12 protein-coding genes are annotated in these 13055 nt (G+C 36.9%); 10 read left to right on the top strand and 2 right to left on the bottom strand.

Annotated features, from left to right (window positions below; translation table 11 throughout):
• Positions 1–90: 90 nt before the first annotated feature.
• Together JOE44_RS12065 and JOE44_RS12070 are read right to left on the bottom strand one after the other, a co-directional pair.
• Complete coding sequence (locus JOE44_RS12065; protein ID WP_209785775.1) at positions 91–552, bottom strand: thioredoxin fold domain-containing protein; 462 nt, start codon at positions 550–552, stop codon at positions 91–93.
• Positions 549–2618 (bottom strand): TonB-dependent receptor, encoded by a 2070-nt coding sequence (locus JOE44_RS12070; RefSeq protein WP_209785776.1) that lies wholly within the window; start codon positions 2616–2618, stop codon positions 549–551. Before JOE44_RS12070 ends, JOE44_RS12065 begins: the two co-directional genes overlap by 4 nt.
• Before the next feature lie 122 nt (positions 2619–2740).
• Here JOE44_RS12070 and JOE44_RS12075 point away from each other — a divergent pair, with 122 nt between their 5' ends.
• From JOE44_RS12075 to JOE44_RS12120, 10 genes are all read left to right on the top strand, one after another.
• A complete protein-coding gene (locus JOE44_RS12075; protein ID WP_209785777.1) occupies positions 2741–3892 on the top strand; it encodes a homogentisate 1,2-dioxygenase in 1152 nt (383 codons plus the stop codon).
• A 172-nt stretch (positions 3893–4064) separates the two neighbouring features.
• A complete protein-coding gene (locus JOE44_RS12080) occupies positions 4065–5576 on the top strand; it encodes a succinate CoA transferase (RefSeq protein ID WP_209785778.1) in 1512 nt (503 codons plus the stop codon).
• Positions 5577–5791: 215 nt separating this feature from the next.
• A complete protein-coding gene (locus JOE44_RS12085; protein ID WP_209785779.1) occupies positions 5792–5959 on the top strand; it encodes a hypothetical protein in 168 nt (55 codons plus the stop codon).
• A gap of 260 nt (positions 5960–6219) precedes the next feature.
• A complete protein-coding gene (locus JOE44_RS12090; protein WP_209785780.1) occupies positions 6220–7494 on the top strand; it encodes an acetyl-CoA hydrolase/transferase family protein in 1275 nt (424 codons plus the stop codon).
• A gap of 139 nt (positions 7495–7633) precedes the next feature.
• On the top strand, positions 7634–8425 hold the full coding sequence (locus JOE44_RS12095; RefSeq protein WP_209785781.1) for a hypothetical protein: 792 nt from the start codon (positions 7634–7636) through the stop codon (positions 8423–8425).
• Between the two features lie 236 nt (positions 8426–8661).
• Complete coding sequence (hppD, locus tag JOE44_RS12100) at positions 8662–9792, top strand: 4-hydroxyphenylpyruvate dioxygenase (RefSeq protein WP_105684476.1); 1131 nt, start codon at positions 8662–8664, stop codon at positions 9790–9792.
• A 71-nt stretch (positions 9793–9863) separates the two neighbouring features.
• Entirely contained in the window at positions 9864–10325 is a 462-nt protein-coding gene (locus JOE44_RS12105) for a hypothetical protein (RefSeq protein ID WP_209785782.1), read from the top strand.
• 53 nt (positions 10326–10378) lie between these two features.
• Positions 10379–11626 carry a fumarylacetoacetase gene (fahA, locus tag JOE44_RS12110; protein ID WP_209785783.1) on the top strand — a complete coding sequence of 416 codons (1248 nt, stop codon included), beginning with the start codon at positions 10379–10381 and terminating at the stop codon, positions 11624–11626.
• Between the two features lie 30 nt (positions 11627–11656).
• Complete coding sequence (locus JOE44_RS12115; RefSeq protein WP_209785784.1) at positions 11657–12064, top strand: GxxExxY protein; 408 nt, start codon at positions 11657–11659, stop codon at positions 12062–12064.
• A 60-nt stretch (positions 12065–12124) separates the two neighbouring features.
• Positions 12125–12949 (top strand): flavin reductase family protein, encoded by an 825-nt coding sequence (locus JOE44_RS12120; RefSeq protein WP_209785785.1) that lies wholly within the window; start codon positions 12125–12127, stop codon positions 12947–12949.
• Positions 12950–13055 lie beyond the last annotated feature (106 nt).

Here is a 13055-nt window from a genome sequence, read left to right on the forward strand (position 1 = left end):
ATTTTATCGCAGATAAAATCCTTACGCCTTAAAACATAAGAAAAGAAAAAAAACTTTGCGCCTTTGCGTTTTCCAACAAAATCTCCCACCTTACAAAGCAGAAATCTCCAACAGCTTCTGCTTCATTTTTTCAGGCGTCATCTGCCCTTCCTGATAATACACTAAGTTCTGATGCTTATCCAGAAATACCCACAAAGGATAAACAGGCTGGTTTTTATTCTTTGACAACGCCAGTGCCAATTCATGAATTCCGGAATTTCCATTTTGCAGATATTCAAACTCCTGATTCTGAAAGTGGATTTTCTCCTTTGTCTTCTCTGCCTCAAAATTGACGAAATAAAAATGGTCATTGATCATATTAACCAACTCTTTATCTTTACTTAAACGGAAGGACTCAATTTTACAAACCGAACACCATTCCGTATAAAGATGGATTACAACCGGTTTAGGATTTTCTTTCTGCTGAACCTCAAGATCAGAAAAAGTGCCTGTCTTCATCTGTGACAGATAAAAACAGGGCACTAACATTAAAAATAAAGCTAATTTTTTCATTTTAAAGTATATTTTACTCCCAGAAAACCTCTTATCCCTTGCATCGGAGCATAGCCATACGCCGTATCAAAAGTATAATGATTAGGATTGTTGATAGGATCATCAACATGCTTATCAAATGGGTCAAATGGTCTCATCAAAGGATCTTTAGGCCTGAAATTGAATAAATTTTTCATCCCGCAATACACCTCAAATCCTGATTTGAAACTCTTGGACACCTGGATATTAGCCAAAGAATACAATGGTGAATATTCAGGGCGATAGTCATTCACCAGGACCGGAAGCCTCATAGGGCCGTAAAATTGTCCTGTAAAATCTATAGTCAGATTACTTGGAAACTTATATGTCAGGTTATACGTTCCACTCCACTTTGGAGCATGCAGCTGTTGTGTTTTTTGATTCTCATTATCAAATTTCTGATATACATCCAGGTAAGTCACTCCCAGATTAACACTCAGCGGAAACTGAAAACTAAAATCCACATTCAAAGAAGCACCTCTTGAAATTCCGTATCCGTGAAGATTATCATAAATAATTTTATTAGGATCTGAATCAAAATCACCCACAATTTTATTACTGAAATAAGTATAAAATGCAGATGCATCAAGATTCACCATTCGGTTTCCTACAGGGATTTTCCAGATATAGTTCAGGTTTCCGTTCACCGATCTTTCCGGTTTCAGATCAGATTTTACCACAACTTCCCTTGAGCCTGTCAGTGCAGCATGATCTTCAGTAAATAAATTCACCACTCTGAATCCTGTTCCAAAATTAAAACGTAAAGTGTGATACGGATTGGGTGAAAACTTCCATGCTAATCTCGGTGAATGTACAGAATGATGTACTTTATCATAGTCATATCGATATCCAAGCAACAAAGTATTTTTATCGTTAATCTCCCACTGATCCTGGATAAAAGCTCCCCAGATTGGAGATTTCATCGGAGCATTGGTAATTCCGTCTGAAGCTAAAGTTCCCGGAGTGTTGTCATCATAAAAAGTTCTTTTGAAAGTAAGCCCGGCCGTGATATCATGCTTTCCGAAGCTTCTGTCCCAATAGGTCTGTACAAAAGCTACCTTTTGTGTTGCATTGAAAGGATTGGATCCATAAAAAGAGTTCTGATCATGATAATTATAAGAAAACTGAGTCACGATATGCTCTTTCATTGGCCATTCATACAAACCAAAAACTTCTGCCCTGTTGGTGTAAATACTTTCTCCATACACTTCATCACTTCCACGGAAAGATTTATTCCATTGCATTTCTCCACCAAAACGGTCTTCATACAGATACCTCAAAGCAAAACTTGCCTGTCTGTTTTCTTTTCTCTTAAAGTTCCACTTGTTGAATACGGAAATTCTGCTTTGTAAAGTGGCATCCGTGAAATTATCTTTATTCTGATCTATTCTTTCCTGAAAACTGAAATAATTTAAACTTAATAATGAAGCGGCATTCTTCCCTACATTAAACTTGGTAGAAAGATCCAGATTATTTTCAAACCAGCTCGATGTCATCAGGTCCACACTTAATTTAGGAGCAGTCAAAGCATTTTTGGTGATAATATTGATCACTCCTCCCATTGCTTCAGAGCCATAAATTGACGAAGCTGGCCCTTTCACTACTTCAATCCTGTCTACCAGACTATTGGGAATCCCACTCAGGCCATACACTGTAGATAGTGAACTTACAATTGGCATTCCGTCAATCAGAATCATGGTATAAGGTCCTTCCAATCCGTTAATGTGAATATCTCCCGTATTACACACGGAACAGTTCAGCTGAGGTTTTACTCCGTTTACCATCGCAATCGCCTCAAAAATGCTGGGAGTAGGATTTTTCTGAAAGAATTTCTGGCTGTAGATCTCTACGGCAACAGGACTTTTAGACCTGCTCATCGGTTTTATGGTACCGGTAACCACTACATCCTCAATGTTACTTGTCTTGAATTCCCTCTTCATAACTTTTGCAGAATCCAGATTTTTAGTCTGTTGTAAACTCAAACTGTCTGTCTCCTGCGCAAAACAATAGGTTGATAAAAAAGTAATAGAAAATAATATTCGTTTCATGAAATTAAAATTGTTAGACAAATCTAACAATTATTTTTCAAATACAAAACTTAATCTAAAAATATAGGTTGAGCCAATTCGTGAAAAATGATTAAATTTGAGAAACTACATATCAAAGTAAAATGAGATATCATCAATTGGGAAATATCCCACCAAAAAGGCATACGATCTTTAAGTCTCCGGAAGATAAATTTTACTATGAGCAGCTTTTCGGAACAGAAGGCTTCCATGGTATTTCTTCACTGTTATATCATATCCACCGCCCTACTCAGATTAAATCTATCGGTGAACCGAAAGATGTTACTCCCAAAATCGCTGTGGAAAAAAATGTTGCTCCGAGAATGTTTAAGGGAATGAACGTCACTCCTGAAGACGATTTCATGGACAGCAGAAAGATCCTTTTGATGAACAACGATCTGAAAATGGGATTGGCAAAGCCAAGAAAATCGATGGATTATTTCTACAAAAATGCTGAGTGTGATGAGCTTTTGTATGTTCATAACGGAACTGGGATTTTAAAAACATTTGTAGGTGATCTTGAATTTGTAACCGGAGATTATCTTATTATTCCGAGAGGAACCATTTATCAGGTAGAACTGAAATCTGATGATACAGTCTTTTTTGTATTAGAAAGCCATTCTCCTATTTATACTCCGAAAAGATACAGAAATGAATTCGGGCAGCTATTGGAACATTCTCCATTCTGTGAGAGAGATATGATTGCTCCTACTTATAAAGAACCTATCGATGAAAAAGGAGAATTCCTGATTAAAGTTAAAAAAGAAAACCAGATTACCGACTTCATCTATGCTACTCACCCGTTCGATGTGGTAGGCTGGGACGGCTATTTTTATCCTTATAAATTCAATATTAAAAATTTCGAACCGATTACCGGAAGAATTCACCAACCACCACCGGTTCACCAGAATTTTGAAGGACATAATTTCGTAGTATGTTCATTCTGCGCAAGAATGTATGATTATCATCCACAGGCAATTCCGGCACCATACAACCACTCCAATATTGATTCTGATGAGGTATTGTTCTATACAGAAGGAGATTTCATGAGCCGTAACCATATTGATCTGATGGATTTCACCCTTCACCCGGGAGGAATTGTACACGGACCTCACCCTGGTGCTATGGAAAGAAGTATCGGTAAAAAATTCACGGAAGAATATGCCGTAATGGTAGACCCTTTCCGTCCTTTAAAAATTACTGAAGAAGCTTTAAAAGTAGAAGATCCTTCTTATAAAACTTCATGGTTAGAATAAAACAGTAAAATTATCAAAAAAGTATTACTGAATACATACAAAAGACGCTTTAAATCCTTTATTTAAAGCGTCTTTTTTTGTAAATTTGTAAGGTATGGTTAACATATTTAACCATCATTATTTTTCATAACGCATCCTAAGTAATGGTGGTTTAAAACAAAATCAATATTACATGTTAGAAAGAATCAGATTAGAAAGTTTACACCAAAAGGTAACCACAGCTGAAAACGCTGTAAAAATCATTAAAGACGGTATGACCATTGGGTCCAGCGGCTTTACAAAAGCAGGTGACAGCAAGGCTATTTTGCCGGCACTTGCAGAAAGAGGAAAAACAGAAGACCTGAAAGTCACTTTGATGACCGGAGCTTCACTGGGACACGGCACCGACGGGAAACTGGCAGAGGCCAATGTTCTGAAGAAAAGAATGCCGTTTCAGGTAGATCCAATCTTAAGAAACAAAATTAACAGCGGTGAGATTCTCTTCATCGACCAGCATTTAAGCGAAAGTGCCGAGCTTCTCCACACCAAAAATCTTCAGAGCATAGATGTAGCCATTATTGAAGCTGCCTATATTGAAAGAGACGGAAGCATTGTTCCGACCACTTCTGTAGGTAATTCCGTGACTTTTGCTGCTTTGGCTAAGAAAGTCATCATTGAAATCAATACAGAGGTTCCTGAAGAAGTATATGGTATCCATGATATCTACCAGGCAGAAGATTATCCGTACAGAAATGTTATTCCTATTGTTGCCTCATGGAACAAAATCGGGCGAAAAAGCATTCCTGTTGACCCTGAAAAAATTGAGGCTATTGTATTTACCAATCGTAAAGACAGCCCGGCAGATATCGCAGAACCGGATGAAAAGACAACAGCCATCGCCAAACACCTTCTTGCCTTCTTTGAAAATGAAGTTCTTTTGGGACGCCTTACAGACCGATTGCTTCCTCTTCAGGCAGGTATCGGTAAAGTAGCCAACGCGGTTCTTACAGGATTCAAAGACAGTAATTTTTATGATCTGACGATGTTTTCCGAAGTACTTCAGGACAGTACATTTGATCTGATAGATTCCGGTAAACTGAGTTTCGCCTCCGCATCATCCATTACCGTATCTCAGGAATGTTATGAAAGAGTCCTGGGAAATCTTTCAAAATATAAAGACAAATTTGTTCTAAGACCTCAGAATATTTCCAATACTCCGGGATTGATCCGAAGATTGGGAGTAATAGCCATCAATACTGCTATTGAATTCGATATTTATGGAAACGTAAACTCTACCCATATCGGAGGAACAAAAATCATGAATGGAATTGGAGGTTCCGGAGACTTCGCAAGAAATGCTTATTTAAGTATTTTTGTGACTCAGGCAGCATCAAAAGGCAATAATATTTCTCACGTTCTCCCAATGGTATCTCATACCGATCATACAGAACATGATGTGGATATTCTGGTAACAGATGTGGGATTGGCAGACTTAAGAGGTTTGGCACCGAGAGAAAGAGCACAAAATATTATCGACAATTGCGTTCATCCGGACTATAAAGAAGAATTACAATCTTATTTCGACAGAGCCTGCGAAAAAGGAGGTCATACTCCTCATTTGCTGCAGGAAGCTTTCAGCTGGCATATTCGATTTTCAGAAACCGGAAGTATGAAGCAGAAAACAGCTGTTGAAACTGCCCTTTAACCCGCTTTTAAGCAAAGTTTAAAAATAATTAACCGCCCATTTACTTTATTTAAGTTTAATGGCGGTTTTTTTAAGAATAAATAATTATTTTTTGGAATAAATTATATATTTCGGAATTAATTTTTAAATTTAAAAGATTTTAAAAGCGTACTCCGAAAAGCTATACGAGTAGGAAAAACTAAAAACAATAATAACTTATGAAAAATCTTAAAAAAATGAAGAGAAACGAGCTGAAAAATGTAAAAGGAGGAGATAATCCAACACGTGTCGTTTGTATTCAACTTATGAATCAGTTTGTAGAAGCATTTCCTGAAGATTTTTGCTATAATCCGGAAAATTCGACTCATACGGTATGCGTATGTAAAAGACTTTATGGTTTATAATACATGATAAAAATATAATTATCATACACTTAAAATATTTGTAAGATTCTTACAATAAAATGATAAACAAAAAGAACTGAATGCCAATGCATTTGGTTCTTTATTTTTTAGTTTAGTTCCATCCATCCTATATGATAAATGTCTTTCCAATATCTTTAAAATATTTGAAAATGTATTATTATAAAGATTATCTTTGAAAGAATAGAAGTATTTTTTGAGGCAGAAAAATACTCTTAACACCCTTTTAAAAAAGATAAAATATGAATAATTACATCAGTGCAGAAGAGGCAATATATACGATAAAAAGTGGAAACCGTGTATTTTTCCACGGCAGTGCTTGTACTCCCAATTATCTGATTGATGAACTGGCAAGACAGGCTGGACGATTACAAAATGTGGAAATGGTTTCTATTACCCAGCAGGGAAATGTGGAAATTGCAAAACCCCAGTACAAAGACAGCTTTTTCATCAATTCATTATTTGTTTCCACTCCTGTACGTGATGCTGTAAATTCTGACAGAGGAGACTTTGTGCCTGTCTTTCTAAGTGAAATTCCTATTTTATTCAGAAAAAATATTTTACCACTGGATGTAGCGATCGTCACAGTTTCTCCACCGGATAAACATGGTTTCTGTACACTGGGAACTTCTGTGGATATTGCAAGAGCAGCCGTGGATACAGCCAAGATTATTGTGGCCATTGTCAATCCAAGAATGCCCAGAACCCATGGTGACGGGATGCTCCATATCAGCAGAATCCACAAACTCGTTTGGCATGAAGAAGAGCTTCCAACAGTAGACTATGGCTCAAAAGTTGGGCCTGAAGAAATGCTTGTTGGAAAAAATGTTGCTGAGCTGATTGAAGACAGATCTACCCTTCAGATGGGTATTGGTACAATTCCAGATGCTGTTTTGAAATGTCTTACCAACCATAAAGACCTTGGAATCCATACAGAAATGCTGAGTGACGGTGTTATCGACCTTATTCAGGATGATGTAATCAACAATAAGCACAAAGGCTACAACGATAACAAAACCATAACAAGTTTCTGTTTCGGAACCCGAAAACTCTATGATTATGTGGATGACAATACCGTGTTTGCGTTCAGAGATGTAAGTGAAGTCAATTTCCCGATCAATATCATGAGAAACAAGAAAATGGTAGCCATCAATTCCGCCATTGAAATAGACCTTACGGGACAGGTATGTGCAGATTCTATCGGAACCATGCAATACAGCGGAATCGGAGGTCAAATGGACTTTATGCGTGGAGCCGCTTTAAGTGACGATGGAAAACCTATCATAGCCATTACCGCAAGAACGAAAAAAGGAATTTCCAGAATCGTTCCTTTTCTTAAACAGGGAGCTGGTGTAGTAACAACCAGAGGTCATATCCACTATGTCGTTACTGAATACGGAACAGCTTACCTGTATGGTAAAAATCTCCGCCAGAGAGCACAGGAGCTCATCAGTATAGCCCACCCGGATGACAGAGAAATGCTGGAGAGAGCTGCTTTTGAAAGATTTAAACATTGACAATCAATCATAAAAGACCTCAAAACGGTTTTTTAACCGGGGACTTAAAAATAAATTTTGAATTCATCACCATATAATGATCAAAAAACATTAATAATTTGGCAGTATATTTGATAAAACTCTTTCAAAAACAAGGAAATTGAAAACTATATATAATTCGATACGAGAAGAAGTGGTAAAGCATTCCAAGGTAAGGAATTCTGTTTTGGGGAATGTGAATGAATGGAAGAGAAGCCATTATATTATTCTTTCTGAAATTATTAAGGATGAGCTTTCTGAAGCAGAGGAACTGAAAGGAGGAAAGAAATTTGAAATTGGAAATACGATTTCCCATGTTACTCTTCAGCGTTTTTTTGAAAACGATTACCAGGATAAAACCCATAGTGATCTCAGGTTTCTGAAAACACTGGATAAAATATGTATTTTTTTAGGATACAAGGACCTTAACGATTATATTCTTACGATAAGATACAAGAAACAGGGCGATGAGGAAACTGATGATCAGTCCTATCTTACCCAGATGGTGTACGATTACTGTGCAGCAGCTTTTGAGTTTTACAAACTGTTTCCCACCCATAATACGGAAATCTTAAAAGGTCTGGTGTTTGATGATTCTCCTTTTTTGGAAAGGGCTTCACAATTCAGTAAAGAGCTGTGTGATAAAGATTTTCATCTGGTAACCAAAAACAACAGATCCAACTACGAAGTTTTTGATATACACGTTGTTACCGATGAGCCCGATAAAAAAATATTAGAATCCCAGGAATTCTGGAATCTTCTCTTCAAAGTGGGAGAAACAGGAGAGGAACATTTTGTGAATCAGCTGAGTACCCAAATCTATTTTATAAAAAAAATAAATAACACCTGGAAGATCTGGGATAATTATAATCCCGATGCAGGAATGCTCAACAGAAAAATTGAGACTATCTAAAATAAGAAAGCCGTAGATACTCTCTACGGCTTTCATGTTTCGAAATATTTTTTTCATTTGTCTTTTGTATAACAAATGTAGTCAGCCTATTTTAAACTTAAGAAACTTAAATATACTTAAGTAAACTCTTCTTTAACGTTATGTTAAATATATTCAATGAATCCGTGGTAATATTTTCGCGATATCTAAGAATTTTGTAATTTGCATACCAATAAAATAAAAGTAAAAGAGAAAATATGTCAACACTTACATTTGCCGAGAAAATAGCTCAAGCAGAAAATTTCTTACCGATTAACGGTACAGATTATATTGAGTTTTATGTAGGAAATGCAAAACAGGCTGCCCATTATTACAAAACCGCTTTCGGTTTTCAGTCTGTAGCTTATGCCGGTCCTGAAACAGGAGTAAGAGACCGCGCATCTTATGTGCTTCAACAGGGAAAAATCAGATTGGTATTAACTACCGGACTAAAGTCTGACTCTCTTATCAGCGAGCACGTAAAAAAACATGGTGACGGAGTAAAAATTTTGGCACTTTGGGTAGATGACGCTTATGCAGCTTTCGAAGAAACAACTAAAAGAGGAGGAAAACCTTATTTAGAGCCTGTAACGTTAACTGATGAGCATGGTGAGGTAAGAATGTCCGGTATCTACACGTATGGAGAAACCGTTCACATGTTTGTGGAAAGAAAAAATTACAACGGAGCTTTCATGCCTGGATATGAAAAGTGGGAAAGTGATTATAAGCCTGAAGAAGCAGGTTTATTATATGTAGACCACTGTGTAGGAAATGTTGACTGGAACAGAATGATCCCAACTGTAGAATGGTACGAAAAAGTAATGGGGTTTGTAAACATCCTTTCTTTTGATGACAAGCAGATCAACACAGAATATTCTGCATTGATGTCTAAAGTAATGTCAAACGGAAACGGATATGCAAAATTCCCTATCAACGAGCCCGCAGAGGGTAAAAAGAAATCTCAGGTAGAAGAATACCTTGATTTCTATGAAGGTGAAGGGGTACAGCACATTGCTGTAGCCACGAAAGATATTATCCACACCGTAACGGAATTGAAAAAACGTGGTGTTGAATTCCTTTCTGCTCCACCAGAGGCTTATTACGATATGGTTCCTGAAAGAGTAGGTCATATTGATGAAGATCTTAAAAAACTTCAGGATTTAGGTATACTTATTGATCATGATGAAGAAGGATACTTGTTACAGATTTTTACAAAACCCGTAGAAGACCGTCCTACTCTATTCTTCGAAATTATTGAAAGACACGGTGCACAGAGTTTTGGTGCCGGAAACTTCAAAGCTTTGTTCGAAGCATTAGAGAGAGAACAGGAAAGAAGAGGTAATCTTTAATTTTACATTAAAAAATATAAGTTTTGTCAGGATACAGTATTCTGGCAAAACTTTTTTATAAAACACACTATATGAGAAAACTTTTAATAGGAATTTTCCTTCTGGGAACACTGGGACTTCAAGCTCAGTATGGAACCCTGAATGAAATCCTTAATCGACTTGAGCAAAGAAAAGGCATCAATCAGCATCTTGAAAATGTAAATATTGACAACAAAAAGTTTGTTTTCATTAAAGATGAAGCCGATCATACAGAACGGGACTTTATTATAATCAAAGGGAATAATGCCACTTATGTAGAAGTTTTCGATGATAAAGCAACAGGAGAAACCAGCTCTAATGTTTTCACCGGAGATATTATCAGAAAAAAAAATATTATTTCTTTACGGGCAGATATGCTTGAAAATAAAAAAATCCCAATGCCTGTCACCAAAACCTTATTGCTGACACAACAGGATAATATTCTGTACCTCATCGATGTCAATACCAGAGACAGATGGATTGATGAAGCATCTTACTCAAAAAAGACAAAATAAATGTTCCGGGGAATTACTCTGGAGGATCTTTAATCTAACTAAAATCTAAACTTATGAAATCATTTGTAGACTATTCCTCAAATTCGGATTTTTCTATACACAATATTCCTTTCGGAGTCGCAGTTTTTAACAAAGAATATATCGGATGCTGTACAAGAATCGGAGATCAGGTAATTGATCTTGCTACGTTGTACGATCTTGGTTATTTTGAAGATATTGAAGGATTAGACGACAATGTTTTTGAAGCGTATACCATCAATGAATTTATCGAACTGGGTAAACCGGTTACCAATGCTGTTCGTACCAAAATTCAAACATTATTACAGGAAGGGTCTATTTTATCAAAAGATCAGAAAACCATTGAAGAAGCTTTCTATGATCTGGATAAAGTAAAAATGATGATGCCTGTTCACATCCCGAACTACACCGATTTCTACAGTAGCATTGAACATGCTACCAACGTAGGAAAAATGTTCCGTGACCCTGCAAATGCTCTATTGCCAAACTGGAAACATTTACCGGTAGGTTACCATGGAAGAGCCTCTTCTATCGTAGTTTCCGGAACTGAGATCAACCGTCCGAAAGGTCAGATGAAACCTGCAGATGTGGAGAAACCTGTTTTCGGACCTTGCAAACAGCTTGACTTTGAATTGGAAATGGCTTTCATCCTCAACAGAAATACAGAGATGGGAGAAAGTATCTCTACTAAAGATGCTGAAGATGCCATCTTCGGAATGGTAGTTTTCAACGACTGGTCTGCAAGAGATATCCAGTCATGGGAATATGTTCCACTAGGGCCCTTCCTTGCCAAAAACTTCGGTTCATCTATTTCTCCATGGGTAGTTACCCTTGAAGCTTTGGAACCATTCAGAACAACTTCTCCAACTCAGGATCCTGAAGTATTGGAGTATTTAAAATTCGAAGGTGATAAAAACTACGATATCAACCTTGAGGTATATATTCAGCCTGAAAACGGAGATCAGAACCTGATCTGTGAAAGCAACTACAAACACATGTACTGGAATATGACCCAGCAACTGGCACACCACACCGTAAACGGATGTAATGTAGAAGTAGGAGACCTATATGCCAGCGGTACTATTTCCGGAAGTGATCCAAAATCTTTCGGATCTATGCTTGAGCTTACATGGAGAGGACAGAATCCTTTATCATTAAGCAACGGAGAAGAAAGAAAATTCATCGAAGACAATGATACGGTTACCATGAAAGCATGGGCTGAAAAAGACGGTATAAGAGTAGGTTTCGGAGAAGTTTCCGGTAAAATTATTCCAACCCTTTAATTTTTTACCGCAAAAGTCACAAAAGGAATTATGATTACGCAGTCATATTTAACAGATCTTACCTATAAAATAAATGGTGCTTGTATAGAAGTCCACAAAGTTTTAGGGCCTGGTTTATTGGAAAGCGTATATCATAAATGTCTGGAAGAAGAATTTAGATTAAGAAATATTAATTTTAAATCCGAATTGAAAGTTCCGGTACATTATAAAGGAAAAGAAATTAACTGTGATTTCTTTTGTGATTTTTTAATTGAAGACTTAATTGTGGTAGAATTAAAGTCAGTGGCAAAGCTTAATGATATTCATAAAGCTCAACTTCTTAACTATATTAATTTAATGAAGAAACCCAAAGGCATTTTAGTCAATTTTAATGTAAAAAATCTATATTACGAAGGACAGGAAACCTTTGTGAATCAATATTATGATATGCTTTTTTAAACTTTAAAGATTAAAGCTATTTTACTTAAAACTTTTGTGCCTTTTGTGGTTAAATAAAATATGAAAACAGTAATCCCTTCCGAGATAACCTCCGTACAACTACAGACCATCATGCAGACTGCCGTTTCACCACGTCCGATTGCACTGGCTTCCACTGTAGATAAAGACGGCAATAATAACTTATCTCCGTTCAGTTTTTTTAATATGTTCAGTACTGTTCCACCTATCCTGATCTTTTCACCATCAAGGAGAGTTCGTGACAATACGACTAAACATACACTGGAAAATGTTCTTGAAGTACCCGAAGTAGTCATTGGAACAGTGAATTTCCCAATTGTACAACAGATATCTTTAGCTTCTACAGAATATGAAACCGGAGTCAATGAATTTATCAAATCCGGACTTACCATGAAGGATGCAGATTTTGTACAGCCTAAACTGATTGAAGAATGTCCTGTCAACTTTGAATGTAAAGTTTTAGAGGTAAAACCATTGGGAGATCAGGGTGGTGCCGGAAATCTGGTGATCTGTGAAGTTCAGAAAATCCACATCAGAGAAGAATATCTGAATGAAGCAGGAAATCTGGATCAGAAAAAACTGGATATGGTAGCCCGTTTAGGCAGCAACTGGTATTCCAGAAGCAATGAAAACAGCCTTTTTGAAGTACCGAAACCTTTGGTCACAAAAGGAATTGGTTTTGATCTGCTGCCTGATTCTATCAAATACAGCAAAGTATTTACAGGAAACGATCTTGGGATGCTTGCCAATACAGAGGTGTTACCTGCGGGTAACTTCCATGCTGATGAAAACATTCACATAGAGGTTCAGAAACTACTTCTGGACAGCAAAGTTGAAGAAGCGTGGGTTTTACTCACTATACAATAAAAAAGAGCCTGAAATTTCAGGCTCTTTTTTATTGTATGCGGGAAGCCAGAAGCTTGAGGCTGGAAGTCCATAGATATTTGATTTCAATAGATAGGAAAAACGTCAA

Source organism: Chryseobacterium sp. PvR013 (genome assembly GCF_017833095.1).
Classification (GTDB): domain Bacteria; phylum Bacteroidota; class Bacteroidia; order Flavobacteriales; family Weeksellaceae; genus Chryseobacterium; species Chryseobacterium culicis_A.